At 71.7% G+C, this 26,875-nt stretch carries 19 protein-coding genes and 1 pseudogene; 13 read left to right on the top strand and 7 right to left on the bottom strand.

Annotated elements, in window-relative coordinates; all coding sequences use genetic code 11:
• The first annotated feature begins 12 nt into the window (after positions 1-12).
• Positions 13-828, top strand: coding sequence for a phosphatase (locus ABZX75_RS02580; RefSeq protein ID WP_355406952.1), 816 nt, complete (start codon positions 13-15; stop codon positions 826-828).
• Positions 829-858: 30 nt separating this feature from the next.
• Here the strand turns inward: ABZX75_RS02580 and tesB are convergent, their stop codons facing one another.
• The 3 genes from tesB to ABZX75_RS02565 form a co-directional block, all read right to left on the bottom strand.
• Positions 859-1,737 (bottom strand): acyl-CoA thioesterase II, encoded by an 879-nt coding sequence (gene tesB / locus ABZX75_RS02575; RefSeq protein ID WP_355406950.1) that lies wholly within the window; start codon positions 1,735-1,737, stop codon positions 859-861.
• 40 nt (positions 1,738-1,777) lie between these two features.
• On the bottom strand, positions 1,778-2,935 hold the full coding sequence (locus tag ABZX75_RS02570; RefSeq protein ID WP_355406948.1) for an acyl-CoA dehydrogenase family protein: 1,158 nt from the start codon (positions 2,933-2,935) through the stop codon (positions 1,778-1,780).
• A 104-nt stretch (positions 2,936-3,039) separates the two neighbouring features.
• A complete protein-coding gene (locus ABZX75_RS02565) occupies positions 3,040-4,425 on the bottom strand; it encodes a PucR family transcriptional regulator (protein ID WP_355406946.1) in 1,386 nt (461 codons plus the stop codon).
• 121 nt (positions 4,426-4,546) lie between these two features.
• Between ABZX75_RS02565 and speB the strand changes: the two genes are divergently transcribed.
• The 5 genes from speB (at position 4,547) to ABZX75_RS02540 (ending at position 10,550) form a co-directional block, all read left to right on the top strand.
• A complete protein-coding gene (speB, locus tag ABZX75_RS02560; protein ID WP_355406944.1) occupies positions 4,547-5,512 on the top strand; it encodes an agmatinase in 966 nt (321 codons plus the stop codon).
• A 35-nt stretch (positions 5,513-5,547) separates the two neighbouring features.
• Positions 5,548-7,233, top strand: coding sequence for a thiamine pyrophosphate-binding protein (locus ABZX75_RS02555; protein WP_355406942.1), 1,686 nt, complete (start codon positions 5,548-5,550; stop codon positions 7,231-7,233).
• A 61-nt stretch (positions 7,234-7,294) separates the two neighbouring features.
• Positions 7,295-7,732: a hypothetical protein gene (locus tag ABZX75_RS02550; RefSeq protein WP_355406941.1), complete on the top strand. Its 438-nt coding sequence runs from the start codon at positions 7,295-7,297 to the stop codon at positions 7,730-7,732.
• Positions 7,733-7,744: 12 nt separating this feature from the next.
• The gene (locus ABZX75_RS02545) at positions 7,745-9,892 is read left to right on the top strand and encodes a hypothetical protein (RefSeq protein ID WP_355406939.1); all 2,148 of its coding nucleotides are present in this window, start codon (positions 7,745-7,747) and stop codon (positions 9,890-9,892) included.
• 43 nt (positions 9,893-9,935) lie between these two features.
• Entirely contained in the window at positions 9,936-10,550 is a 615-nt protein-coding gene (locus ABZX75_RS02540) for a hypothetical protein (RefSeq protein ID WP_355407041.1), read from the top strand.
• A gap of 111 nt (positions 10,551-10,661) precedes the next feature.
• Here ABZX75_RS02540 and ABZX75_RS02535 read toward each other — a convergent pair.
• A pseudogene (locus ABZX75_RS02535) lies at positions 10,662-10,946 on the bottom strand (ATP-binding protein); the annotation flags it as partial.
• A 170-nt stretch (positions 10,947-11,116) separates the two neighbouring features.
• Here ABZX75_RS02535 and ABZX75_RS02530 point away from each other — a divergent pair.
• Positions 11,117-11,881, top strand: a complete 765-nt coding sequence (locus ABZX75_RS02530; protein ID WP_355406938.1) for a GntR family transcriptional regulator — start codon at positions 11,117-11,119, stop codon at positions 11,879-11,881.
• A 241-nt stretch (positions 11,882-12,122) separates the two neighbouring features.
• On the top strand, positions 12,123-16,049 hold the full coding sequence (locus ABZX75_RS02525; RefSeq protein WP_355406937.1) for an ABC transporter ATP-binding protein: 3,927 nt from the start codon (positions 12,123-12,125) through the stop codon (positions 16,047-16,049).
• Positions 16,050-16,155: 106 nt separating this feature from the next.
• Here the strand turns inward: ABZX75_RS02525 and ABZX75_RS02520 are convergent, their stop codons facing one another.
• Positions 16,156-16,710 (bottom strand): EF-hand domain-containing protein, encoded by a 555-nt coding sequence (locus tag ABZX75_RS02520; protein WP_355406935.1) that lies wholly within the window; start codon positions 16,708-16,710, stop codon positions 16,156-16,158.
• Positions 16,711-16,975: 265 nt separating this feature from the next.
• On the opposite strand from ABZX75_RS02520, the gene ABZX75_RS02515 reads away from it, so the two are divergent.
• The gene (locus ABZX75_RS02515) at positions 16,976-17,338 is read left to right on the top strand and encodes a hypothetical protein (RefSeq protein ID WP_355406934.1); all 363 of its coding nucleotides are present in this window, start codon (positions 16,976-16,978) and stop codon (positions 17,336-17,338) included.
• 83 nt (positions 17,339-17,421) lie between these two features.
• Positions 17,422-18,855 (top strand): aminopeptidase, encoded by a 1,434-nt coding sequence (locus ABZX75_RS02510; protein ID WP_355406932.1) that lies wholly within the window; start codon positions 17,422-17,424, stop codon positions 18,853-18,855.
• 42 nt (positions 18,856-18,897) lie between these two features.
• Here the strand turns inward: ABZX75_RS02510 and ABZX75_RS02505 are convergent, their stop codons facing one another.
• Positions 18,898-20,736 carry a glycoside hydrolase family 3 N-terminal domain-containing protein gene (locus ABZX75_RS02505; RefSeq protein ID WP_355406930.1) on the bottom strand — a complete coding sequence of 613 codons (1,839 nt, stop codon included), beginning with the start codon at positions 20,734-20,736 and terminating at the stop codon, positions 18,898-18,900.
• 10 nt (positions 20,737-20,746) lie between these two features.
• On the bottom strand, positions 20,747-21,703 hold the full coding sequence (locus ABZX75_RS02500; RefSeq protein ID WP_355406928.1) for a LysR family transcriptional regulator: 957 nt from the start codon (positions 21,701-21,703) through the stop codon (positions 20,747-20,749).
• Positions 21,704-21,803: 100 nt separating this feature from the next.
• Here ABZX75_RS02500 and ABZX75_RS02495 point away from each other — a divergent pair, with 100 nt between their 5' ends.
• The 3 genes from ABZX75_RS02495 (at position 21,804) to ABZX75_RS02485 (ending at position 26,718) form a co-directional block, all read left to right on the top strand.
• The gene (locus ABZX75_RS02495) at positions 21,804-22,790 is read left to right on the top strand and encodes an EamA family transporter (protein WP_355406926.1); all 987 of its coding nucleotides are present in this window, start codon (positions 21,804-21,806) and stop codon (positions 22,788-22,790) included.
• A gap of 221 nt (positions 22,791-23,011) precedes the next feature.
• Positions 23,012-25,261, top strand: coding sequence for an ATP-dependent RecD-like DNA helicase (locus ABZX75_RS02490; protein WP_355406924.1), 2,250 nt, complete (start codon positions 23,012-23,014; stop codon positions 25,259-25,261).
• A 167-nt stretch (positions 25,262-25,428) separates the two neighbouring features.
• A complete protein-coding gene (locus tag ABZX75_RS02485) occupies positions 25,429-26,718 on the top strand; it encodes a citrate synthase (protein WP_355406922.1) in 1,290 nt (429 codons plus the stop codon).
• The last annotated feature ends 157 nt before the right edge of the window (positions 26,719-26,875 follow it).

Here is a 26,875-nt window from a genome sequence, read left to right as displayed (position 1 = left end):
GGCGGCGGCAGAATGGCCCGTATGCCGAAGCCGATAGAGACGCCCGTACCCACCCGCGCCGAACTCATCGACCACCTGGTCCGCACGCGGATCGCGGGGCAGGTCGCCACACCGCGCGAGAACAACCTCGCCCACTACCGGAAACTCGCCAACGGCGACCGGCACTACTGGCTCGGCCTGGAACTGGGCGGCCGCTGGGCGGACGAGCAGGACGTGCTCGCCGTGATGGCGGAGCGGTGCGGGGTCGTGGACGACCCGGAGTTCCGGTACGGGCAGGACACCATCGACCCCGAGCTGACCGTGGCCGGCCTGGACCGGATGGCCGCGCGGCTGCGGAAGGCCGCGCTGGACCGGCAGAGCGTGCTGCTGGCCACCGGGCATCCGGGCGGCCTGCTGGACGTCCACCGGGCCACGGCGCAGGCGCTGCGTGCCGCGGGCTGCGAGATCGTGGTGATCCCGCAGGGCCTGACGGCCGACGAGGGCTCGGTGTGGCAGTTCGCGGACGTCGCGGTCCTGGAACGGGGCGCGACCCTGTGGCACACCCACTCGCCGGAGCCGATGGCCGCGATCCTGGACGGGCTCACGGCGGCGAACCGCCCCCGGCCGGACCTGGTCGTCGCCGACCACGGCTGGGCGGGCTGCGCGGCCCAGCGGGGCCTGGACGCGGTGGGCTACGCGGACTGCAACGACCCGGCGCTCTTCCTCGGCGAGGCCGAAGGCACCCTCCAGGTGGCGGTCCCGCTCGACGACCACGTCCGCGACCCGCGGTACTACGACCCGCTGGTGGCGTACCTGCTGGACGCGGCGGGCTTGCTGGACGCCGCCTGACGTGCGGCGCCGCTGCGGGGCCCGGGGCAGTTAGCCGCGCGGGACGCGGACGACGCCCTCCTGGATGACCGTCACGGCCAGGCGGCCGTCCTGGGTCCATATGCGGGCCTGGCCCAGGCCCCGGCCGGCCGCCGCCGAGGGCGACTCCTGGTCGTACAGCAGCCACTCGTCCGCGCGGAACGGCCGGTGGAACCACATCGCGTGGTCCAGTGAGGCGCCCACCACGTCGCCCACCGCCCACCCGCCCCGTCCGTGCGCGAGCAGCACCGAGTCCAGCAGGGTCATGTCGGAGACGTACGTGGCCAGGCAGGTGTGCAGCAGGGGATCGGCGCTGTCCAGCTTGCCCGCCGTACGGAACCACACCTGCGAGCGCGGCTCCACCGGCTCGCCGATGCTGCCCCAGGGCGGCGTGGTGGCGTACCGCAGGTCCACCGCGCCGCGCGCCTCGACCAGCCGCTCCACCGTGTCCGGGTCGCGGAAGACCTCCCGGTACGCGGGCAGGGACTCGGCCGCGGTGGGCAGTGTCTCCGGGTCCGGGGCGGCGGGCATGGCGGCCTGGTGGTCCAGGCCCTCCTCGTACGTCTGGAAGGACGCGGAGAGGTGGAAGACCGGCTGGCCGTGCTGGACGGCGACGACCCGGCGCGTGGTGAAGGAGCGCCCGTCGCGGATCCGGTCGACGGAGTACACGATGGGCGCGCCCGGGTCCCCGGCGCGCAGGAAGTACGAGTGCAGCGAGTGCGCGGCGCGGTCCTCGGGCACGGTCCGGCCGGCCGCGACGAGCGCCTGGGCGGCGACCTGGCCGCCGAAGACGCGCGGTACCAGCGCCGAGCGGCTGGTACCGCGGAAGATGTTCTCCTCGATCTGCTCCAGGTCGAGCAGATCGAGGAGCGTCGTCAGTGCCTCGTTCATGGGGGAAGGCTAAGTGCCCTCGCTCCATCCCTTACCGGCCTTACAGGCCCATGGACTTGGCGATGATGGACTTCATGACCTCGCTGGTGCCGCCGTAGATGCGGTTCACGCGGTTGTCGGCGTACAGGCGGGCGATCGGGTACTCGTTCATGTAGCCGTAACCGCCGTGCAGCTGGAGGCACTTGTCGATGACACGGTGGGCGACCTCGGTGCAGAACAGCTTCGCGGAGGCGGCCTCGGCGGCCGTCAGCTCCCCGGCGTCCAGGGCCTCCAGCGCACGGTCGGCCACGGCCTCGGCGGCGTCCACCTCGGCCTGGCAGGCGGCCAGCTCGAACTTGGTGTTCTGGAAGTGGGCGACCGGCTTGCCGAAGACGGTGCGGTCCGTCACGTACTCCTGGGCGAACCGGATGGCGGCCTTGGCCTGCGCGTACGCGCCGAAGGCGATGCCCCAGCGCTCCGAGGGCAGGTTCGCGCCGAGGTAGTAGAAGCCCTTGTTCTCCTCGCCGAGCAGGTCCTCGACCGGGACCTTCACGTCGACGAACGCCAGCTCGGCGGTGTCCGAGGTGCGCAGGCCGAGCTTGTCCAGCTTGCGGCCGATGGAGTAGCCCTCGGACTTGGTGTCCACGGCGAACAGGGAGATGCCGAAGCGGCGGTCGTCCTCGCGCGGGGCGGAGGTACGGGCGCAGACGATCACGCGGTCGGCGTGCACGCCGCCGGTGATGAAGGTCTTGGAACCGTTGAGGACGTAGTGGGTGCCGTCCTCGGAGAGCTTCGCGGTGGTCTTCATGCCGGCGACGTCGGAGCCGGTGCCCGGCTCGGTCATGGCCAGGGCCCACATCTCCTCACCGGAGACGAACTTCGGCAGGTAGCGCTTCTTCTGCTCGTCGACGGCGAGCATCTTGATGTAGGGCAGGGCGAGCAGCACGTGCACGCCGGAGCCGCCGAAGTTCACGCCGGCGCGCGAGGTCTCCTCGTAGAGCACGGCCTCGAACTTGTGCGTGTCCAGGCCCGCGCCGCCGAACTCCTCGGGCACGTTGATGCCGAAGACGCCCAGCTCGCCGAGCTTGTAGTAGAAGTCACGGGGCGCCTGGCCGGCCTGGAACCACTCGTCGTAGACGGGGACGACCTCCGCCTCGATGAAGGCGCGAATGGTCTCGCGGAACGCCTCGTGGTCCTCGTTGAAAACGGTACGGCGCACGGCCGGACTCCCCTCTGCGGCTAAACCGCCTCCGCTCTCGCGGAGGTGGCTGCGCGCCGTCGTGGTGGCTCAGTTGATGGCTGAGCTCTAAGCGCTTGCTCAGATTAAGTTACTGGCGGGTTGTCCTTCGTGTCCAGGGAACGTAGCGCGAACCACAGTTCCATGCGCGTGTCGGGATCGTCGAGGTTGGCGTCCAGGAGGGCGGCGGCGCGGGCGATGCGCTGGCGGACCGTGTTGCGGTGGACGCCGAGGGTGGCGGCGGTGCGGTCCCAGCTGCCGTGGTGGGCCAGCCAGGCGCGCAGGGTGGCGCGGTGGGTGCCGTTCAGCGGGGCCAGCAGCGATTCGGCGTGCGCGCGGGCCCGCGCCGGGTCGAGCAGAGTGCCCAGGCCGCCGTCGGTGTGCCGGGCCAGCGGGGTCCGGGCCGCCTCGGCGCGCTCCAGTGCCCGGGCCGCCTGCGCGTCGGCCGTGCGCAGCTCCGCGGGGGCGGCCGGGGCGCTCACCCCGAGGCGCCATCCGGGCTGCGGGGCCGGTTCCCGGTCGGTGAGCAGCCGTACGCCGCGCCCGCCCGGGTCCAGCAGTACGGTCCCCAGCGCGGCCGCCAGGGCCTGCGGGTCGCCGGAGCCGCGGGCGTGGACCACGTGCCAGGGCCCCGGGGTCAGGGCGTCGGCGGGGGAGCCGCCGAGGAGGAGCCGGGTGAGGGAGGCGGCCTCGTCGCCCGCCGGACGGGGGGCGGTGAGCAGGGACAGCAGGACCGCCGCGATGGCGGTGACGGCGTGGTCGCCCGGGGTGCGGTCCGGGACGGCGGTGCCCAGGACGCGGCCCTCCCCCACCGAGTGCGCGGCCAGGAGCCAGCCCGAGGCGGAGTCGGTGGCCGTGGCGGGACCACCGGGCGGGCTGACCCGGGTGACGAGGGCGGTCAGGGCTTCGGCGGTCTCCGGCGGCAGGTGCCGTCCCGCCGTCTCCCGCCCGGCCGGGAACAGTACGACGTGGCCCCCGAGAGCCGCCGCGAGCCGGGACAATACGGCCGCGACGGGATCCGGCCGGGCCGCCGCGGCGGCCAGGGACTGCTGGGCCTCGGTGACCCGGCGCAGCTCGCGGGTGCGGGCCTCCGCCATCAGCCGCCAGACCGTACGGGCCACCGCCGTGAAGGGAGTGCCCGGCGGGACTTCGAGCAGCGGCAGGCCGGAGCGCTCGCACGCCTCGGCGAGGCCCGGCGGCACCGTCTCGTGCACGGGGGCGACCCCGAAGCCGAGCGCCGCCACGCCCGCCCGGACGAGCCGGGCCACGTAGCGGTCAGGGTCCGTCCCGAGCTCCGCCCCGGCGGTCAGCAGCAGCTCACCGCCGAGCAGGTAGGGCGAGGGGTCCGCCATCTCGGAGGCGTGCACCCCGTGCACATCGGCCTCGGCCGGCCCCGCGAGGTGCCGAAGGCCCAGCTCCCCGTCGGGGAGCAGCACACCGAGGGGAACCGGCGGGGTGGGTGGGGCCTCCATGGATACTCCGTACACATCGGGGATGCTGGATGGATAGAACGTACACTTCGCGCCCCGAGGGTGTCCGCTTACGCTCGAATCACCGCATCGCACCCGTAGGACCTCCGGAAGGGCACCCCCCATGAGCACGCAGCCGCGCGGACCCGTCGACTCCTCCCGCATCCCGCGGTACGCGGGCCCCGCCACCTTCGCCCGGCTGCCGCGCCTCGACGAGGTCGGCTCCGCGGACGTCGCCGTCGTCGGCGTGCCGTTCGACTCCGGTGTCTCGTACCGCCCCGGCGCCCGTTTCGGCGGCAACGCCATCCGCGAGGCCTCGCGCCTGCTGCGCCCGTACAACCCGGCCCAGGACGCCTCTCCCTTCGCCCTCGCGCAGGTCGCGGACGCCGGTGACATCGCCGTGAACCCCTTCAACATCAACGAGGCCGTCGAGACGGTCGAGGCGGCCGCCGACGAGCTGCTCGGCGCCGGCTCCCGCCTGATGACCCTCGGCGGCGACCACACCATCGCCCTGCCGCTGCTGCGCTCGGTGGCGAAGAAGCACGGCCCGGTCGCCCTGCTGCACTTCGACGCACACCTGGACACCTGGGACACCTACTTCGGCGCCGAGTACACGCACGGCACCCCCTTCCGGCGGGCGGTGGAGGAGGGCATCCTCGACACCGAGGCGCTGTCGCACGTCGGTACGCGCGGCCCGCTGTACGGCAAGCAGGACCTGGACGACGACGCCAAGATGGGCTTCGGCATCGTCACCTCGGCGGACGTCTACCGCCGCGGCGCCGACGAGGTCGCCGACCAGCTGCGCCAGCGCATCGGCGACCGCCCGCTCTACATCTCCATCGACATCGACGTCCTGGACCCGGCGCACGCCCCCGGCACCGGCACCCCGGAGGCGGGCGGCATGACCTCCCGCGAGCTGCTGGAGATCATCCGCGGGCTGTCGTCCTGCAACCTCGTCTCCGCCGACGTGGTCGAGGTCGCCCCGGCGTACGATCACGCGGAGATCACCTCGGTCGCGGCGTCCCACACCGCGTACGAGCTGACCACGATCATGAGCCGTCAGATCGCGGCCTCGAAGGCTGCCAAGTGACGGTACCGGCGTACCCGAAGGGCGAGTAAGCGCACGTGACGCACGACCACGACCTGGTTCTCCGTCCCACCGAGGCCCAGACGGCCGCCGCCCTGGCACCGCCGCCGGGGCGCACGGGCGGGGACCTGGTCGTGGAAACGCTGCGCTCCCTCGGCGCGACCACCGCCTTCGGGCTGCCGGGGCAGCACGCGCTCGGCGTCTTCGACGCGGTGGGGCGCTCGGACCTCCGTCTCATCACCCTGCGGACGGAGAACAACGCGGGCTTCGCGGCGGACGCGTACGGCCGGATCACCGGCGAGGCGGTCCCCCTCCTCCTCTCCACGGGCCCGGGCGCCCTGATGGCCCTGCCGGCGCTGGCGGAGGCCGCGGCGGCGTCCGCGCCGGTCCTCGCCATCTCCTCCCAGGTGCCGGTGGCGGGCCTGGGCGGCGGCCGGCGCGGACACCTGCACGAGCTGCGGGACCAGGCCGCCTCCTTCCGGGACGTGGTGAAGTCGGTCCACGTGGCCCGCGCCCCCTCGCAGATCCCCTCGGTGATCGCGGAGGCGTGGGAGTCCGCCCTCACCGCTCCCCACGGGCCGGTCTGGGTGGAGATCCCCGAGGACGTGATCCGGGCCGAGACGGTCATCCCGCAAGTCACGGGCATGGACGCGACCCCGCACGAACTGGCCCCGCGGCCCGAGCTCACCGCCCTGGCCGCGCACTGGCTGGAGAACGCCTCCCGCCCGGTGATCATCGCGGGCGGCGGAGTGGTCCGCTCCGACGCGGCGGGCAAGCTGAAGCAGCTCGCGGAGCGCCTGAACGCACCCGTGGTCACCACCTTCGGCGGCAAGGGCGCGTTCCCGTGGAACCACCCGCTCTCGCTCCAGTCCTGGCTGGAGGACCGCCACATGACGGACTTCCTGGAGGACGCGGACGTCCTGCTCGTCGTGGGCTCCGGCCTGGGCGAACTCTCCTCGAACTACCACACGTTCTTCCCCACCGGCCGCGTCGTGCAGATCGAGGCGGACCTCGGAAAGCTGGAGTCCAACCACGCGGCCCTCGGCATCCACGCGGACGCCCGCCTGGCGCTCCAGGCCCTGCTGGAGACGGTGGCCGAGCGCGAGGACCCGTACGCCCCCGAGCGCGTCCGCATGGTCCTGGCGGACATCGCGGCCCGCCTCGCCGGCCAGGACGTGGGCCTGGAGCGGCAGCTCCTCACCTCCATCCGGCAGGCCCTGCCGCCCCGGTCCCCCTCCTTCTGGGACATGACGATCCTCGGCTACTGGGCCTGGTCGGGCTTCGACCCGAAGCACCCCAACACCATGCACTCGGCGCAGGGCGCGGGCGGCCTCGGCTACGCCTTCCCGGCGGCCCTCGGCGCCTGCGTCGCGGAACCGGGCACCCCGGTCCTGGCGGTCTCCGGCGACGGCGGCGCGATGTACTCGATCGCGGAACTGGCCACGGCCCGCCAGCACGACCTCGACGTCACCTGGCTGATCGTGGACGACGGCGGCTACGGCATCCTGCGCGAGTACATGACCGACTCCTTCGACGGCCGCACGACCGCAACGGAACTGACCCGACCCGACTTCGTGGCCCTGGCGGAATCCTTCGCCGTCCCGGCGACCCTGACCTCCCCGGACACCCTCCGCGCGGACCTCGCGAAGGCGCTCGCCACTCCCGGCCCCTCGGTCCTGGTCATTCCGGCACAACTCCGCATGTTCGCCCCCACGCACGTTTAGGGCTCGGCCGGAGGCTCGCTAGGGTGGCCTTGATCGGGTGGGCGGAGTGCGAGGGGGAACGGTGTCGTTCGAGGAAGAGTGGGGCCGGCACAAGCAGGCGGACACGACCGAGGCCCCGTCGCCGCAGATGAGACTGAACCAGCTCCCCGCCGATCAGGGCGGCTCGACGGCGCCCGGGTTCGGGATGCTGGCCACGGCCCCTCCCGAGAAGAAGAAGGCGGCCAACACCATCGAGAACGTCCTCCAGCCCGGCACGACGAAGGCCGCGGACGCGGCCGACGAACCGACCAAGAACGCCGTCAAGGCCTTCAGCGGCTGGGAGACGGCGGCCGGTCTGACGAAGGCGCACACACACTGGGACGACCAGGTCAAGCGCCTGATGGGCCGGCTCAACTCGGAGAAGACGGCGCTGCGCGGGGCGTCGAACCTGTTCACCGGAAACGACCAGCTGACGGGCCAGAGCTTCCAGCCGGTGCAGTCCAAGATCAAGGGACTGTAAGGGGAGACGTACGTGCCGAACTACACCGAGATCATGCAGACGGACCTGTCCGCGCTCACCACGGCCGCCGACGGCTGGAAGGCCATGGCGACACAGTTCAAGACCATGGAGGACGTCTACAAGGACGAGGTCCAGAGCGTCTCCGCGGGCAACGGCTGGCTGGGCTCCAGCGCCACCACCGCTGCCGCCAACTCCTCCATGACACGCCAGGAGTTCGCCGCTGCACAGAAGGAGGCCCTGGCCATGGAGTCCCTGCTCCGTGACGCGCACGCCCGGTTCACGGACCTCAAGGGGCGGGTCACGTCCGCCGTCTCGGACGCCGTGACCGCCGGCATGAAGGTCTCGGACGCCGGCATAGCGAGCTACGACTTCTCCAAGGCCGACGCGGCCACTGCGAACGCGGTGCGCCACGACCCCGACCTCCCGGAGGTCGAGCGCTCCTGGACGCAGCGGATCGCGGACACGGTCAAGGCGGTCACGGAGTTCGACGCGGACGTCAAGGTCGCCCTGCTGAACGCGTCGGGGGCGGACGGCACGGCGATGTTCGGCTTCAACTCCAAGCCCGTCAACGACGTCGAGGCCGTGGAGGCGCTGGCGCTCACCCAGAAGATCCGTGACGGCAAGGCCTCTCCGGAAGAGCTGCGGCACTACAACGACCTCCTGAAGCAGAACTCCGGGGACAAGCACTTCAGCGAGGCGTACCTGAACTCGCTGGGGGCGAAGGACACCCTGCTGCTCGCGGACCAGATGAACCTGGCGTCCAACGACCGCGGTGCGTCGGCCGCCGACAAGAAGCTCTACGAGTCGATCAACTCCGGCCTCGCAGGCACCATCGCCTCGGGCACCAAGGACCCGGACAGCTACGCCTACAAGCCCTTCGTCAACGGACTCAAGGAGCTGGGCGACGACAACCTCGCCAAGGGCGCGCGGCCGATGCACGGGTACACGGCCCTCGTGACCCTCATGGGGAACGGCGACGGCTACGGCAAGCAGTTCCTCAACGACATCGGCAACGGCATCATCGAGACCGAGAAGTCGAAGGCGTACGTTTTCAACCACGCCTTCGACGCGGCCCGCCCGAACCTGGTCCCCGACCCGCTGGACAGCCTGCTCGGCATCATGGCCAAGGACCCGGCCTCGGCCGAGTACTTCCTCGACCCCGCCGCGCCCGGCAACAACAACGACCACCTGGACTACATGCTCACCGACCGCGAGTGGCCGACCGAGTGGCTCTCGGGCGGCTACGGCAGCATGGACCTCGAAAACCCGAACAAGGCGGAAGGCCTGGGCGCGGCCATCCAGGCGGCGGCCACGGGTCACGCGGACGGCGAGAAGCTGGGCCCGCCGGGGCCGCACACCGAGGGCCAGGCGCGCGTGATGCACGAGGCGATCCAGCTGCTCGACGCCGGCATGAAGGGCGACGAGTTCAAGGAGGACCTGGAGGGCCTGCGCCAGCCGATGGCGAAGGCGCTGGTGGACTACGTGGCCGACACCCACGAGATCCTCGGCGGTCAGAACGGGGACCTGGGCATGGTCAGCGGCAAGGATTCGATCCACGGTTCGGGCGACAATGCCCAGATCGCAGTCGGCCAGGGCAGCCTGGTCCGCGTGATGCGCGGCATCGCGGACGACGGCCCGGCGTACGCCCTGATGGTCGAGGCGGAGCGGGCGTACGGGGCAGCGCAGCTCCAGGCTGCCGCCCCGTTCAAGAGCGACATGCACGGGGTGAGCGCGGACTGGGACAACATCGCCCATGACATCGGCGCGGCCAACGGCGCACTCAACGGCATCGGCGCCGACGTCTACAAGGACAAGGAAGACGACGCGGTCAAGTGGGCGGAAGGCACGTCCGAACACACGGCTGCCGCCGCGAACGGGCTCATCGGCGAGATCCCGGTCGTGGGCACGCTCGGTGGCTCCCTGATCGACTCGCTCAAGTACGAGTGGGTCGAGGGCATGAAGGACGACGCAGAGGAGCAGAGCAAGAAGGATTCCAGCAACAACTACGGAGCGGGCGTGGAGGCGACCAACGACATGTTGGATGCGTGGGGACGTGATCGGGACATCGGAGGTGATGCCGCGTTCGAGCACGCCAAGAACGAGGCGGGCGAGGGCTACACCTCGGGACGGGAAGCTGCTCGTGCACATCTCAGGCCGTGACGTGATCAAGACTCTCGGACGCTCTACGGCTGCACTCGTCTGTGTGCTGACCCTGGCGTCGTGCACCTCGGGCGACTCCGAGGCGAAGGTCGACCACCTCTGTGAGGTCGTCGGGTCCTCGCAGGAGGGGGAGCTCCTGCGAGAGATCTTGCGCACGGATACGTTCGTGACCGAGGTTCAAAACCGGACGGGGCGCCTGACGGAGAAGCTGGAGAACCAGCTGTCCAAGGCGGGCGCGGCGGAGATGACGCTTCCGGTCTACTCCTGCGCCTACATCCTGGGGACCCAGCAAAGCGGCAAACGATCGACGTTCGGGTTCGGATGGATTCCGAGAGCCTCGAAGGACGAGGAGTCCTCCAGGTCCAAGGGTGTTCCGTATGAGGCGAACGATGCCTTCGGCGAGACTAGCGACACCTACACGAGGCTGTACGTCCAGTGCGATATGCCGGGCGAGCGCGGTGAGGCGTCGAAGTCGGCGTGGCTCTACGCGAACGGTTCATACGTGCCCAACATCGGCCGGACGGACATCGACCAGACGGCCCGGGACCGCCAGACCGCATTCACCTACCTGATGACGCGCCGCGTCACCGAAGCCCTCGGCTGCGAGAACAAGCCGCTGGGGAAGCCACCCGTGGTGAAGCCGCTCCCTACCCCCTGACCGGCACCTCGGCCCAGACGGCCTTGCCGATCCCGTGCCGCCGGGGGCAGCACCCCAGCGCTCGGCCAGGGCCGCCACGATCGCGAGCCCCCGGCCCCGCTCGTCCCACTCCGCCACGACCTGTGGCGTGAGCTTGACGGCGGGGCCGGCGTCGGCGACCTCCACCCGCAGCATCCCGTCGTAACGGGCGATCCGGATCCCGATGTCCCGCCCCTGCGGGGCCCGCGCGTGCCGGACGGCGTTGGTGACCAGCTCGGAGAGCAGCAGCTCGGCGGTCGCGCCGGGGTCCTCGTCGACACCCCACTCGGCGACCCGCTCACGCAACAGCGCGCGGGCCCGTCCCGGGGCCTGGGCGCTGCGGGGGAGCAGCAAGAAGATCTCATCGGCAGAGGGCATGGTCATGGGGCCTCACCTATCTAGATACCTGATGCAAGTGAATCGCGACCCTGAGTCACCGTCAAGAGGTATCTAGATATGTTCGATGGCGGCGCGCGTTGGTCGGCATGTGGCGTTCGTGGCCCCGCTGAGACCCCTAGGCTGGCCGGTGATGATCGGGGGAGGACCGGATGCCGAAGGACGTTGCGCGACGGAAGCCCAAGTACCAGCGCATGGCTGACGAGCTGAAGGACGCCATCGCATCGGGCGAGTACGGGCCTGGCGACCGGCTGCCGGGCGAGAGCGACCTCATGCGCACCTACGAGGTCGCGCGGATGACCGCCCGGCAGGCACTGGGGGTGCTCCAGTCCGAAGGGCTGGCCGAGGCTCGCAAGGGTGCCGGGGTCTTCGTGCGGGAGTTCCGGGTCGGTATCCGGCGGCGCGGGATCCAGAGGCTGTCTGTCGAGGTGTGGGGCAGTGGTGGGTCCATCTGGGGCGCGGACGGGAGAGGGCACGACCCCGAGGTCGAGTTCCTCAGCGTCGCGGAGGAGGCCGCGCCCGGCCACGTCTCCTCGCTGCTAGGGCTCGCGGCCGGCGCGGTCGCCACCGTGCGCCGCCGGAGGTTCCTGCTCGACGGGGAGGCCGTCATGGCGGCCACCTCGTACCTCGACGCCGCGCTCGTGGCCGGCACGCCCATCGCGGAGCCCGACAGCGGGCCCGGCGGGATCTACGCGCGGCTCTCCGAGCTGGGCGTCGGGCCCGTCCGGTTCCGGGAAGAGGTCCGCTCGCGGATGCCGAGTCCCGACGAGGTCGCGCGGCTCGGGTTGGCCGCCGGGACTCCCGTCGTGCTGATCGTCCGTACCGCCTTCGCGGCCGAGGGCAGGGTGGTCGAGGTCAACGAGATGGTCCTCGACGCCTCGGCGTACGTCCTGGAATACGAGTTCGACGCCCCTTAGGAGGCACCGCATGTCCCGTATCCACGTGGAAGTCGACGACGAGGCCCTCGCGGCCGCGGCCGAGGTGCTCGGGACTGAGTCCGCCGAGGACACCATCAAGCCGCCCTGCGGGCCGTGACCCGGACGGGTCAGGCCGCCGCGCGCGGGACGGCGTAAGGCTGTTCGATTGTGGCGGCGGGATGAAATCCGCCGGTCGGCGCGTTGGGGGAGGCGGCAGCACAGGACGACGGGGAGGCACCACGTGGCGACGGCGGAGACGGCGGCTGGGGAGAAACAGGGCTGGGCCAGGAGGCTGGCAGCCTATGCCTGGCGGTACAAGCTCAATGTGCTGCTCGCGCTGGGATCCTCACTGGCCGGCATGGCCGTCATGGCGCTCGTACCGCTGGTCACCAAGGTGATCATCGATGACGTCATCGGGGACAAGTCCAAGGACATGGCGCCCTGGGCCGGCGCGCTCATAGGCGCGGCCCTCCTCGTCTACGTGCTCACCTACATCCGCAGGTACTACGGCGGGCGTCTCGCCCTCGACGTGCAGCACGACCTGCGCACCGACATGTTCGACGCCATCGCCCGCCTCGACGGGCGCCGGCAGGACGAGTTGTCCACCGGGCAGGTCGTCGGGCGCGCCACCAGCGACCTCCAGCTCATCCAGGGCCTGCTCTTCATGCTCCCGATGACGATCGGGAACTTCCTCCTCTTCGGGATATCCCTCGGGATCATGCTGTGGCTGTCGCCGCTGCTGACCGTCGTCGCGCTGCTCATGGCCCCCGCCCTCTGGTTCGTCGCCAAGCGCAGCCGCAAGAAGCTCTTCCCCGCCACCTGGTACGCGCAGGCCCAGGCCGCCCGCGTCGCCGGCGTCGTCGACGGCGCCGTGACCGGCGTCCGCGTCGTCAAGGGGTTCGGCCAGGAGGAGCAGGAGACCGGCAAGCTCCGCGAGGCGGGACGCGGGCTGTTCGCCGCGCGGATGCGGGCCATCCGCCTCAACTCGCGCTACACCCCCGCCCTCCAGGCCGTTCCGGCCCTCGGGCAGGTCGCCATGCTGGCCCTCGGCGGCTGGATGGCCACCCGCGGCCAGGTGACCCTCGGTACCTTCGTCGCCTTCTCCACCTACCTCGCCCAGCTCGTCGGCCCCGTGCGCATGCTCGCCATGGTGCTGACCGTCGGGCAGCAGGCCCGCGCCGGCGTGGAGCGCGTGTTCGAGCTCATCGACACCGAGCCCGTCATCCGGGAGGGCGCCCACGAGCTGCCCGCCGACGCGCCCGCCACCGTCGAGTTCGACGACGTCGTCTTCGGCTACGACCCCGAACGGCCCGTGCTCGACGGGTTCTCGCTCTCCGTCGCGGAGGGCGAGACCGTGGCCGTCGTCGGAGCCTCCGGCAGCGGCAAGTCCACCGTCTCGCTGCTCCTGCCCCGCTTCTACGACGTCGACCGCGGCGCCGTCCGCGTCGGCGGCCACGACGTCCGCGAGCTGACGTACGAGTCGCTGCGCGCGGCCATCGGCACCGTCCCCGAGGACTCCTTCCTCTTCTCCGACACCATCCGCTCCAACATCGCCTACGGGCACCCCGGCGCCACCGACGAGCAGATCGAGGCCGCGGCCCGCGCCGCCCAGGCCGACGGGTTCATCGCCGCCCTGCCCGCCGGGTACGACACCAAGGTCGGCGAACAGGGGCTCACCCTCTCCGGCGGCCAGCGCCAGCGCATCGCCCTCGCCCGGGCGATCCTCACCGACCCCCGGCTGCTGCTCCTCGACGACGCGACCTCCGCCGTGGACGCCCGCGTCGAGCACGAGATCCACGAGGCGCTGCGGAGCGTCATGGCGGGCCGGACCACCCTGCTGATCGCCCACCGCCGCTCCACGCTCGGGCTGGCCGACCGGATCGCCGTACTCGACCACGGGCGGCTCTCCGACATCGGGACGCACGAGGAGCTGGAGCGCCGTTCTCCCCTGTACCGCAGGCTGCTGACCGATCCCGACGCCCTCGGAGCCGGCTCGCCGCGGACCGCCGAGGCGCCGGCGATGACCGAATTCGAGCGCGACATGGAGCGTGACATCGAGGGGAACCTCGAGCGCGACATCGAGCTCGAAGCCGAGATCGACTCCGAGCCGGTCAACGCCAAGCGGAGGGTGTCGGGCGGGGTCACCCCCGAGCTGTGGCGGCGGCAGGAGAAGTCCGACAGCGCGTCCGCGCCGGGCTCGGGCTCCGCCTCCGCGCCGGGCTCCGGCTCCGCCTCCGCGTCCGGCTCGTCCTCCGCCCCTGCCGCCGGGAGCGGCGCGCCCGTGGCCGGGCCGCCCTCCATGGCCGGCGCCGTCGCCGGCATGCCCGCCACCCCCGACCTGCTCGCGCAGGTGGCCGCGCTGCCGCCCGCCGTCGACCGGCCGGACGTCGACGAGACGCGCGCCGCGTCCGCCGAGGAGAGCTACGGTCTGCGCCGCCTGCTCCGCGGGTTCTGGGCCCCGCTCGCCGTCAGCCTCGGCCTCGTCGCCCTCGACGCCGGCTCGGGACTGCTGCTGCCCGTCCTGATCCGGCACGGCATCGACCAGGGCGTCGAACAGGCCGCGCTCGGCGCCGTCTGGGTGGCCGCCGCCCTCGCCCTCGCCGTCGTCGTGGCGCAATGGGCCGCGCAGTTCGCCGAGATCCGGATGACGGGCCGGACCGGCGAGCGCGTGCTGTACTCGCTCCGCGTCAAGATCTTCGCCCAGCTCCAGCGCCTCGGCCTCGACTACTACGAGCGCGAACTGACCGGCAAGATCATGACCCGGATGACCACCGACGTGGACTCCCTGTCCAGCTTCCTGCAGACCGGGCTCGTCACCGCCGTCGTCTCCGTCTTCACCTTCCTCGGGATCCTGATCGCCCTGCTCGTCCTCGACATCGAGCTGGCGCTGATCGTCTTCGCCACCCTCCCCGTCCTGGTCGTCGGCACGATCGTGTTCCGCCGCAAGTCGGTCGCCGTCTACGAGCTGGCCCGCGACCGGGTCGGCCTGGTCAACGCCGACCTCCAGGAGTCGGTGTCCGGGCTGCGGATCGTCCAGGCCTTCCGCCGCGAGCGTTCGGGCGCCGCCCGGTTCGCGGAGCGCAGCAACGCGTACCGCGAGGCCCGCGTCCGTGGCCAGTGGCTGATATCCATCTACTTCCCCTTCGTTCAGCTGCTGTCCTCGGGCGCCGCGGCCGCCGTGCTGATCGTCGGCGCGGGCCGGGTCGAGGCGGGCACGCTCACCACCGGCGCACTGGTGGCGTACCTGCTCTACATCGACCTGTTCTTCGCCCCGGTCCAGCAGCTCTCCCAGGTCTTCGACGGCTACCAGCAGGCCACCGTCTCCCTCGGCCGCATCCAGGGGCTGCTGCGCGAGCCCACCAGCACCCCCCGGCCCACCGCACCCCGCGAGGTGCCGGCGCTGCGCGGCGAGATCGCCTTCGAGGACGTCCGCTTCCAGTACGGGACCGCCGAGGAGCGGGGTGAGAAGGGCGAAGCGCTGGCCGGAATCAGCCTGCGAATACCCGCCGGGCAGACCGTCGCCTTCGTCGGCGAGACCGGAGCCGGCAAGTCCACCCTCGTCAAGATGGTGGCCCGGTTCTACGATCCGACCTCCGGCCGGATCACCGCCGACGGCGCCGATCTGCGGGAGCTCGACCTGACGGCGTACCGCCACCGGCTGGGCGTCGTCCCCCAGGAGCCCTACCTCTTCCCGGGGACGGTCCGCGACGCCATCGCCTACGGGCGCCCCGAGGCGAGCGACGCCGAGGTGGAGGCCGCCGCCCGCGCGGTCGGCGCCCACGAGATGATCGCCACCCTCGACGGGGGCTACCTGCACACCGTCGCCGAGCGCGGCCGCAACCTCTCCGCGGGACAGCGCCAGTTGATCGCGCTGGCCCGCGCCGAGCTCGTCGACCCGGACGTGCTGCTGCTGGACGAGGCCACGGCCGCCCTCGACCTGGCCACCGAGGCCCAGGTCAACCAGGCCACCGACCGGCTCGCGGGCAAGCGGACCACCCTGGTCGTGGCCCACCGGCTGACCACGGCGGCCCGCGCGGACCGGGTCGTGGTCATGGACCGGGGCCGGGTCGTGGAGGACGGCACCCACGCCGAACTCCTGGGGCGCGGCGGCCGGTACGCCGAGCTGTGGCGCACCTTCGTCGGAGAGGACGAGCGAGCCGCCGCGTGAGTCCTGCCGGGCGGCCCTCCGGGTGCGACGGCGGCGCGTCCGGCGCGGGCCGCCCCGCCCCAGGAAGAGCGTCCCGCGCCGTCGCCGGTCCTGGCCGCGCGAGGGCTCAGAGCTCGCCGAAGAGCAGGTTGCCGGGGGCGTCCTCGTCGGTGCCCGTGTAGTACTCGCGGACGGCGACGAGGAGTTCGTCGACGGACAGGGTGCCGTCCGTGTTCTTGTCGATCCGTGTGAACAGCGCCTCGGCGTCGGAGCGGTTCAGCTCCGGGTTGAAGACCTCCTGGAACCGGTGGAACTCCTCCGGGCTGATGCGCCCGTCGCCGTCCGTGTCGACGACCGTGAGGATCGCCTTCACCATCGGCCGGAACGACCGGTCGTACGCGGGCCCGCCGTGCGCGTACAGCCGCGTCATGCCCAGCTTGTACTCCTCGGGCGTGACCTTGCCGTCCCGGTCGATGTCCAGCTCGGTGAACAGGTCCTGCCAGAAGTCGGCGACCCCGGCCATCACCACGTCCGCCTTGGGCGAGGTGGCCGGCTCCGCGAGGGCCGACAGCAGCCGCGACCCGAGCGAGATGATGTCGTCGGCGTCGATCACGCCGCTCCCGTCGGCGTCCAGGTGCGTGAAGGCGCGCTCCAGCTTGCGGTCGAGCAGGTCGTTCGTCATTTCAGTGCCTTTCACGGCTACGGCAGGCGGTGTTCCGATCGCCTAACGTAACGTCCCGTTGATCGCGAACTCCCGTTCTGCGGCTGGGGCGTTGCGGATGCACTCGTACGAGGGAGGGGTGACCGGAGGTGAGCGGTACCACCGCAACCTTCGGGCGTGCCCGGGCGTCGTACGTGCGTACGCGCGTTGTACGTACGACTGATCGGGGGACAGGGTGTTGCAGCAGGGGTGGAGGGGGCGTGGCCGACGGGCCGCGAGCCTGGGGGTGTTCGCGGCGGTGCTGTGGCTCTGCGCCGGCGGACTGTTCGCGGCGCCGCCCGCGCAAGCCGCGCACGCCGCGGCCGGGGGCTGTGCGGGCCGGCTGGCCAAGACGGTGACCTTCGGAACGGGTGAGATCCGGGTGTTCAAGAGCCGCACGCAGGCCTGCGCCATGGCCGTGGCCCGCGTGCCGGGTGAGCGGCGGCGGATGGAGGTGAGCATCCAGCCGCGCGGCGGTCTCCCGGTCCGCGATGCGGGGCGGTTCACCCGTTATGCGGGCCCTGTCACCGTCGGTGCGATCAGCCGCTGCGTGTATGTAAAAGGCAGCGTGGGGTCCGGATCGGCTGACACCGGCTGGATCCTGTGCTGAGGGTGCGGCCCAACTAGGTCTGGTCAGCGGCGCATTGACCCGGCTAGGTTCACGGCGACCAAGTGAACTCAAGGGGAGGGTGAATGCGCAAGACGCTCGGATGGCTGCTGTCGCTCGTGGTGCTGATCGGCACCATGGGTGCGGCCGGCTCCACGGCTCAGGCGGCCACCGCCGCGGAGCCTGCGGCCGCGACGGACATCAAGGACCAGATCCTCGGTATCCCGGGGATGAGTCTGATCGAGGAGAAGCCGTACCCCGGCTACCGCTTCTTCGTACTGAACTACGAGCAGCCGGTCGACCACCGGCAGCCGTGGAAGGGCACCTTCAAGCAGCGCCTGACCCTTCTGCACAAGGACGTCTCCCGGCCGACGGTGTTCTTCACCTCCGGCTACAACGTCAACACCAACCCGCGCCGCAGTGAGCCGACGACCATCGTCGACGGCAACCAGGTGTCCATGGAGTATCGATTCTTCACGCCCTCTCGGCCCGACCCGGCCAACTGGGCGAACCTGGACATCTGGCAGGCCGCGAGCGACCAGCACCGCATCTTCACCGCGCTGAAGAAGACCTACACCAAGAACTGGCTGGCCACGGGCGGCAGCAAGGGCGGTATGACGGCGACGTACTACGAGCGCTTCTACCCGCGTGACATGGACGGCGTCGTCGCGTACGTCGCGCCCAACGACGTGGTCAACAAGGAGGACTCGGCCTACGACCGGTTCTTCGCCAAGGTCGGTACCAAGGAGTGCCGCGACAAGCTGAACGCGGTCCAGCGCGAGGCGCTCGTGCGCCGTGAGCCGCTGGAGGCCAAGTACGCCGCCGCCGCGGCCGAGAACGGCTGGACCTTCACCACCGTCGGCAACCTCGACAAGGCCTACGAGGCCGTCGTGCTCGACTACGTGTGGGCCTTCTGGCAGTACAGCCTGCTCGCCGACTGCGCCTCGATCCCGACGGCCGCGACCGCGAGCGACCAGGAGATCTGGGACACGATCGACGCGATCTCCGGCTTCTCGGCCTACGCCGACCAGGGCCTGCAGACGTACACGCCGTACTACTACCAGGCCGGTACGCAGCTCGGCTCACCCGACATCAAGCAGCCGCACCTGGGCAACCTGAGCCGCTACGGCTACCAGGCGCCGCGCGAGTTCGTGCCGCGGGACATCCCCATGACCTTCCAGCCGGGAGCCATGGCGGACGTGGACAACTGGGTGCGCAACAACGCCCACCAGATGCTGTTCGTGAACGGCCAGAACGACCCGTGGAGCGCCGAGCCGTTCCGCCTCGGGTACGGGGTGCGCGACAGCTACGTCATGACCGCGCCGGGCGCCAACCACGGGGCCAACGTCTCCAAGCTCCTGGACGGCGAGAAGGCGCTGGCCACCGCGAAGATCCTGCAGTGGGCCGGGGTGGCCCCGGCCGCCGCGCTCGCCGACGCGGGCCGGGCGACGCCGCTGGCCTCGCCGGACGCGCAGCTCGACCAGCACGACATGGAGCGCGAGGCGCAGCTGCGGCCGTAGCTCCCGGGCAGGCCCCGAGGGGCCACGGACCGGCGTGCGCGCTTAACCGTACGTCAGCCCGTGGCCCAGCGGGTAGCGGCCCGGCACCGGGACCGGGAGGCGGCCGGCCGGGCGCACGGCGCCGGTCATCACGCGGGCCGCCGCCCGCAGTTCCACATCCGTCCAGGAGTACGTCGCCACCTCCGCCGCGCAGGTGGGCAGCCGGGCCGGGTCGTACGGGTTGCGGATCGCCACCACGACCACCGGTACCCCGGTGGCCAGCAGCCGCGTGACCAGCGCGCGCTGCTCGCCGTCCCCCTCGGGGACGTTGTACGTGCACACCAGGACCGCAGCGTGACCGGGCGCCGCGGCCACCGCGCGGGCGGGCGGCAGGGCCGTCGCCGCGCAGCCCAGGGCGGCCAGCTCCCGCGCCAGTACGGCCGTAGGGGGCCCTGTGGTACCCGTGGGGGACACCGGGTCCGTCCCGGTCACCAGCAGCCGGGGACGGGCCGCCGGGTCGAAGGGCAGCAGGTTCACGGGATTGGCCAGCAGGGTCGTCGTGGCGGCCGCGATCTCGTCCGCGGCCTTCAGGTGCCCGGGGGCGCCGACCAGCGCGTCCACCCGTCGCGCGGCAGGGTGCGCCTCCTCGAAGAGGCCCCGGCGGGACTTCAGTTCCAGGATGCGCAGCACCGACTCCCCGATGCGTTCCTCCGTCAGCTCGCCCGACTCCACGGCCGCCAGCACGCTGCGGTACGCGAGCCCCAGGTCCGGCGGGTTCAGCAGCTGGTCGCAGCCCGCCTTCAGGGCCAGGACCGGCACCCGGCCGTCCCCGTACTTCTGGCGGACCCCGGCCATGTCCAGCGCGTCCGTGACCACCACGCCCCGGAAGCCGAGGCGTTCGCGCAGCAGGCCCGTGACGATCGGCCGGGAGAGGGTCGCCGGGTCCCCCGAGGGATCGAGCGCGGGGAAGACGATGTGCGCCGTCATGACGGCGTCCGCGCCCGCCTCCACCGCGGCCCGGAAGGGCGGCTCGTCCAGCTGCTCCCATTGCGCGCGGGTGTGGCGCATCACCGGGAGCCCGACGTGGCTGTCGGTCTCGGTGTCCCCGTGGCCGGGGAAGTGCTTGGCCGTGGCGGCGACCCGGGCGCTCCGGTAGCCGCGGACCTGGGCGGCGACCAGGGCGGCCACCGCGCCGGGGTCGGCGCCGAAGGACCGTACGCCGATGACCGGGTTGGCCGGATTGACGTTGACGTCGGCCACCGGCGCGTAGTTCTGCCGGATGCCCATGGCGGCCAGCTCCTCGCCCGCGATGCGCGCGGCCCGCTCGGCGCCGGCGGGGGAACCGGCCGCGCCGAGCGCCATCGCCCCGGGCAGCAGGGTCGCGGGCTTGCCGATGCGGGCGACGGCGCCGTGCTCCTGGTCGGTGGAGAGCAGGAGCGGGATGCGGGGGCCCGTGGTGAGGGCCGCCCTCTGCAGGCCGTCCGACAGCTCGGCGATCTGGCGCGGGGTACGGGTGTTGTGGGCCCAGGCGAAGTAGATGATCCCGCCGAGGTGGTAGCGGGAGACCAGCTCCGCGGCGGTGCGCACCCCGAAGAGCGCCAGGTTCTTCTCGGCGTCCACCGGGTCGGGGTCGGTCGCCGAATGGCCGTACGCCCGCGAGACGAAGAGCTGCCCGACCTTCTCGGCCAGGCTCATCCCCTCCACCAGGCCGCGCAGCCCGGCCCGGTCGGGGTGGCGGGCCGGCGGCCCGCCCCGCCCCGGGTCTTCGGCGGGGGAGCGCGGGCCGTCGGGGGAGCGGCGGAGGCGGTGGGCGCCCGCGGCGGAGGAGGTGGCGCAGGCAGCCGTGACGGCGGCCATGGCGGCCGCGGCGAGCAGGGTCCGGCGGGAGGCTTGGTACGGCACGCGCCGGACCCTACTGCGGGGCTACGGCCCGGGAGCCACGGACACTCGGGAGGTCCCCCGGAAGGGGGGCCACCCGGGCCCAGTGCTCCTGGAGCGTCCGGACGGCCTCGGTGATCGCCGGGCGGCGGGCGGCGCCGCTCCGCCACAGGGCGTACAGCCTGCGTACGGGGCCCGGTTCGAGCGGGACGGCCACCGCCCCGGGCGGCAGCGCGCCGGTGCCCAGCCGGGGCACCACGGCCACCCCCAGTCCGGCGGCGACCAGGGCGACGATGGTGTGGTTCTCCTCCGCGACATGGGCGATGTCGGGCTCGAAGCCGGCCGCGCGCAACGTCCGCATCAGCCAGTCGTGGCAGACCCGGCCGGGCGGCTGGCACACCCAGCGCTGGCCGCCGAGGTCCGCCCGCCGGATGACCGTCCGGGTGGTGAACGGGTGCCCCTCGGGGACGACCAGATCGCAGTGGTCGTCCCCGATCACCGCCTGCTCGATCCCCTCAGGGGCCGGCAGCGGGGCGATGTCCCAGTCATGGGCGACCGCCAGATCGGTGACGCCCCGGGCCACCAGCTCCACGGACAGATGCGGGTCCACCTCCGTGAGGCGCACGTCCAGCGCCGGATGACGGCGGGCCAGGTCGGCCAGGACTCCCGGCAGCAGCCCGCGCGCCGCCGAGGCGAACGCGGCCACGGACAGCAGCCCGCTCGGCTGCCCCCGCCGCTCCTCCAGGGTGGTCTCGGCACGCTCGACGATCGCCAGCAACTCCTGGGCGGTGTCGGCCAGATGGCGCGCCTCCTCGGTCAGCGCGACCCCCCGCCCCCGCCGTTCCAGCAAGGTGGTGCGGGTCTCCCGCTCCAGCTTGGCGATCTGCTGCGAGACCGCGGAGGGGGTGTAGCCGAGGGCGGCCGCCGCCCCTGCCACCGAACCGTGGACGGAGACGGCGTGCAGGGCGCGGAGCCGGGCGAGATCGAGCATGCGTCCATCGTGGCACTCCCACCACGCGTAAGCAACGCTTCATCCATTCCGGAAGAGATCCGCGCTGGTGCTACATGGTCGGGCCCTCGATGCTCGGAGCATGCGTCCCGTACACACCGCACTCGCCGTCCTCGTCGCCGCCGTCTGGGGTTTCAACTTCGTCGTCATCGAGATCGGCCTCGGCCACTTCCCGCCGCTGCTCCTGTCCGCCCTGCGCTTCCTCGTCGCCGCCCTGCCCGCCGTGTTCTTCGTCGGCCGCCCCAAGGTCGCCTGGAGATGGATCCTCGCGGTCGGGGCGGTCCTCGGCATCGCCAAGTTCGGCCTCCTCTTCACCGGCATGGACGCCGGGATGCCGGCCGGGCTGTCCTCCCTCGTGCTCCAGATCCAGGCCGTCTTCACCGCCGTGCTCGCGGCGCTCGTGCTGCGCGAGCGGCCCGGCCCGGTCCGGGTGCTCGGCATGGGCGTGGCCCTCGCCGGGATCGCCGTGGCAGCCGTGGCGACCGCGGACGGGGGCACGACCGGGCCGGTGCTCGGCTTCACGCTGGTCGTCGCGGCCGCGGCCTGCTGGGGCGTCTCCAACGTCCTGACCCGCAAGGCATCCCCGCCCGACGCGCTCAACTTCATGGTGTGGGTGTGCACGGTCCCGGTGCTGCCGCTGTTCGCGCTCTCGCTGCTGCTGGAGGGGCCCGAGCGGGACCTGGCCGCGCTGCGGGCCCTGGACTGGTCGGGGGCCGCCGTCATCGGCTACGTCGCCTGGGTGTCCACCGTCTTCGGCTTCGGCGCCTGGGGCTACCTGCTGCGCCGCTACCCGGCCTCCTCCGTCGCACCGTTCTCGCTGCTGGTCCCGGTCTTCGGGATGTCCTCCGCCGCCCTGGTCCTGGGCGAGTCCGTCTCGGGCCCGCGCTGGCTGGCGGCGCTGCTCCTGGTCGGCGGGGTGGCGCTCACCTCACTGGCCCCGGCGCGCCCGGCGAGCCCGGCGAGCCCGGTGAGCCCGGCAGGCCGTACGGCAACGGCCGGTACGGCTCCCGATGCTCCGGTTGCGGCTGCGCTCCGTGCCGCCGCACGATTCGGCCCGGCTCGCCGGTAGGCCTTGGGTAACGGAAAGGTAAATCTGCGCCTCCGGGCGCAACCCTCCGGGGCCATCGGGGGTCGTACCCTGCGTCGGCACTTCCGGGAGGGGATCTGGGGGGATCGGGAAGTCCGGCACGGGAGGGGTAACCGTGAGGGGGTCCGGCCGCGAGGCCGGACCCCCTTTGGTGTTGTCCACAGGCCTGCCGGGCTGTCGGCGCCGGCAGGTAGCTTCGTGCCATGGCAGTGAACGGGGCGCGGGCGGTAGAACTGGCAGTGGTCGAGGGGGTGCTGGAGCGCATCACCTACGCCAATGAGGAGAGCGGGTACACCGTCGCCCGCGTCGACACCGGTCGCGGCGGCGGGGACCTCCTCACGGTCGTCGGCTCCCTTCTCGGCGCCCAGCCCGGCGAGTCGCTGCGCATGGAGGGCCGCTGGGGCTCCCACCCGCAGTACGGCAAGCAGTTCACGGTGGAGAACTACCGCACGGTGCTTCCGGCCACCATCCAGGGCATACGGCGCTACCTCGGCTCCGGCCTGATCAAGGGCATCGGCCCGAAGATCGCCGAGCGGATCGTGGAGCACTTCGGCACCGACACCCTCGACGTCATCGAGGGCGAGCCGAAGCGGCTGATCGAGGTGCCCGGGCTCGGCCCCAAGCGGACCAAGCTGATCGGCGCCGCCTGGGAGGAGCAGAAGGCCATCAAAGAGGTGATGGTCTTCCTCCAGGGCGTCGGCGTCTCCACCTCCATCGCGGTCCGCATCTACAAGAAGTACGCCGACGCCTCCATCTCGGTGGTCAAGAACCAGCCGTACCGGCTCGCCGCCGACGTGTGGGGCATCGGCTTCCTCACCGCCGACCGGATCGCCCAGGCCGTCGGCATCCCGCACGACAGCCCCGAACGGGTCAAGGCCGGCCTCCAGTACGCCCTGTCCCAGTCCACCGACCAGGGCCACTGCTTCCTGCCCGAGGACCGCCTCATCGCCGACGGCGTCAAACTGCTCCAGGTGGACACCGGGCTGGTGATCGACTGCCTGGCCGAGCTCGCCGCCGACCCGGAAGGGGTCGTACGGGAGTCCGTACCCGATCCGCAGGGCGGCCCCGCGCTCGCCGCCGTGTACCTGGTGCCCTTCCACCGGGCCGAACTGTCGCTGGTGGGGCAGGTGCGCCGGCTGCTGCACGCGGAGAACGACCGGATGCCCGGCTTCCAGGACGTGGACTGGGACAAGGCCCTCGGCTGGCTCGCCGGGCGGACGGGGGCCGAGCTCGCCCCGGAGCAGCGGGACGCGGTGAAGCTGGCGCTCACGCGCCGCGTCGCCGTTCTCACCGGCGGGCCCGGCTGCGGAAAGTCCTTCACCGTCCGCTCGATCGTCGAGCTGGCCCGCGCCAAGAAGGCCAAGGTCGTGCTCGCCGCGCCCACCGGGCGGGCGGCGAAGCGGCTGGCCGAGCTCACCGGGGCCGAGGCCTCCACGGTGCACCGGCTGCTGGAGCTGAAACCGGGCGGGGACGCGGCGTACGACCGCGAGCGGCCGCTCGACGCGGACCTGGTCGTCGTCGACGAGGCTTCGATGCTGGACCTGCTGCTGGCCAACAAGCTGGTCAAGGCCGTGGCGCCGGGAGCGCACCTGCTGCTCGTGGGGGACGTGGACCAGCTGCCGTCGGTGGGCGCCGGGGAGGTGCTGCGGGACCTGCTCGCCGAGGGCGGTCCGGTGCCCGCCGTCCGGCTCACCCGGATCTTCCGGCAGGCGCAGCAGTCGGGCGTGGTCACCAACGCCCACCGCATCAACACCGGTCTGCCGCCGATCACCGACGGTCTGCCGGACTTCTTCCTCTTCGCCGAGGAGGACACCGAGGAGGCCGGGCGGCTCGCCGTCGATGTGGCCGCCCGGAGGATTCCGGCCAGATTCGGGCTGGACCCGCGCCGCGACATCCAGGTGCTCGCGCCCATGCACCGGGGCCCGGCGGGCGCCGGGAACCTCAACGGCCTGCTCCAGCAGGCCATTACGCCCGCCCGGCCCGGCCTGCCCGAGAAGCGGTTCGGCGGCCGGGTCTTCCGGGTGGGCGACAAGGTGACCCAGATCCGGAACAACTACGAGAAGGGCGCCAACGGCGTCTTCAACGGCACGGTCGGCGTGGTCACCGGCCTGGACCCCGACGAACAGCGCCTGACGGTGCGGACGGAGGAGGACGAGGAGATCGGTTACGAGTTCGCGGAGCTCGACGAGCTGGCCCACGCCTACGCCGTCACCATCCACCGTTCCCAGGGGAGCGAATATCCGGCGGTGGTGATCCCGATCACCACCGGGGCTTGGATGATGCTCCAGCGCAACTTGCTCTACACGGCGGTGACCCGGGCGAAGAAATTGGTCGTCCTCGTCGGGTCCCGCAAGGCCCTCGGCCAGGCGGTGCGTACGGTTTCCGCAGGCAGGAGGTACACGGCCGTCGCCCCTAGGCTGTCCGGCCGCATACCGGTGGGAAACATCACCTAGGGTTTCCGCAACCGGCGCGGAAGGGGCAGGATGTGCAGGTTGGCGGCACTCAGTGCCGTCAAAAACACCAAAGGCCGACCCCGAGTGCACTCTCCTGCGGCAAATGGGGGAAGGTAGAGGCAGTCAGGGCACCTCGAAGAAGAGGCACTACGTCGGTGAGGGATGACGTGAGCGACAACTCTGTAGTACTGCGGTACGCGGACGGTGAATACACCTACCCGGTGGTTGAGAGCACCGTTGGTGACCAGGGCTTCGACATCGCGAAGCTGAGGGCCCAGACCGGGCTGGTCACTCTGGACAGTGGCTACGGAAACACCGCCGCCTATAAGTCCGCCATTACCTACCTCGACGGCGAGCAGGGCATCCTGCGCTACCGCGGTTACCCGATCGAGCAGCTGGCCGAACGTTCGACCTTCATCGAGGTCGCGTACCTGCTGATCAACGGTGAGCTGCCGACCGTCGACCAGCTCGCGTCGTTCCGCAACGAGATCACCCAGCACACGCTGCTGCACGAGGACGTGAAGCGCTTCTACGACGGCTTCCCGCGTGACGCGCACCCGATGGCGATGCTGTCCTCCGTGGTCAGCGCGCTGTCGACGTTCTACCAGGACAGCCACAACCCGTTCGACGAGAAGCAGCGCCACCTCTCGACGATCCGGCTGCTGGCCAAGCTCCCGACGATCGCGGCCTACGCGTACAAGAAGTCGGTCGGCCACCCGGTGGTCTACCCGCGCAACGACCTCGGATATGTCGAGAACTTCCTGCGCATGACCTTCTCGGTGCCGGCCCAGGAGTACGACCTGGACCCGGTCGTGGTCTCGGCGCTGGACAAGCTGCTGATCCTGCACGCGGACCACGAGCAGAACTGCTCGACCTCCACCGTGCGTCTGGTCGGCTCCTCGCAGGCGAACATGTTCGCCTCCATCTCGGCCGGCATCTCCGCACTGTGGGGTCCGCTGCACGGTGGCGCCAACCAGTCGGTGCTGGAGATGCTGGAAGGCATCAAGAACGACGGCGGCGACGTCGACGCCTTCATCCGCAAGGTGAAGAACAAGGAAGACGGCGTCCGCCTGATGGGCTTCGGGCACCGCGTCTACAAGAGCTTCGACCCCCGGGCGAAGATCATCAAGGCGGCGGCGCACGATGTCCTCTCGGCGCTCGGCAAGAGCGACGAGCTGCTCGACATCGCGCTCAAGCTGGAAGAGCACGCGCTGGCCGACGAGTACTTCGTCGAGCGCAACCTCTACCCGAACGTGGACTTCTACACCGGTCTCATCTACCGGGCCATGGGCTTCCCGACCGAGATGTTCACCGTGCTCTTCGCGATCGGCCGGCTGCCCGGCTGGATCGCCCAGTGGCACGAAATGATCAAGGAGCCGGGTTCCCGCATCGGCCGCCCGCGCCAGATCTACACCGGCGAGGTCCTGCGCGACTTCGTCCCGGTCGAGGCCCGCTGACCCCGAGGCTTCTCACGGCGTACGAAAAGCGCCCCGCCATCGATCCCCCCACGGGTCGACGGTCGGGGCGCTTTCCTTTCCCCGGTACGGATTCCCCCCACGGGATCCGCGCCGGGGCGTCGGTGTGTGCCGGGACCCGTTCGGGTCGGGAGGGCCG

This window comes from Streptomyces sp. NPDC003038, assembly GCF_040611115.1.
Classification (GTDB): domain Bacteria; phylum Actinomycetota; class Actinomycetes; order Streptomycetales; family Streptomycetaceae; genus Streptomyces.
Note: the sequence above shows the minus strand (reverse complement) of the source record. Positions and strands in the feature narration are given on the sequence as shown.

What these genes read in the sequence shown, in the direction of transcription:
- ABZX75_RS02520 (WP_355406935.1), bottom strand. Translation starts at nt 16,710, where the DNA reads ATGACGAACGACCTGCTCGACCGCAAGCTGGAGCGCGCCTTCACGCAC.
- ABZX75_RS02500 (WP_355406928.1), bottom strand. Translation starts at nt 21,703, where the DNA reads ATGCTCGATCTCGCCCGGCTCCGCGCCCTGCACGCCGTCTCCGTCCAC.
- tesB (WP_355406950.1), bottom strand. Translation starts at nt 1,737, where the DNA reads ATGAACGAGGCACTGACGACGCTCCTCGATCTGCTCGACCTGGAGCAG.
- ABZX75_RS02490 (WP_355406924.1), top strand. Translation starts at nt 23,012, where the DNA reads ATGGCAGTGAACGGGGCGCGGGCGGTAGAACTGGCAGTGGTCGAGGGG.
- ABZX75_RS02510 (WP_355406932.1), top strand. Translation starts at nt 17,422, where the DNA reads ATGCGCAAGACGCTCGGATGGCTGCTGTCGCTCGTGGTGCTGATCGGC.
- ABZX75_RS02495 (WP_355406926.1), top strand. Translation starts at nt 21,804, where the DNA reads ATGCGTCCCGTACACACCGCACTCGCCGTCCTCGTCGCCGCCGTCTGG.
- ABZX75_RS02580 (WP_355406952.1), top strand. Translation starts at nt 13, where the DNA reads ATGGCCCGTATGCCGAAGCCGATAGAGACGCCCGTACCCACCCGCGCC.
- speB (WP_355406944.1), top strand. Translation starts at nt 4,547, where the DNA reads ATGAGCACGCAGCCGCGCGGACCCGTCGACTCCTCCCGCATCCCGCGG.
- ABZX75_RS02565 (WP_355406946.1), bottom strand. Translation starts at nt 4,425, where the DNA reads ATGGAGGCCCCACCCACCCCGCCGGTTCCCCTCGGTGTGCTGCTCCCC.
- ABZX75_RS02530 (WP_355406938.1), top strand. Translation starts at nt 11,117, where the DNA reads ATGCCGAAGGACGTTGCGCGACGGAAGCCCAAGTACCAGCGCATGGCT.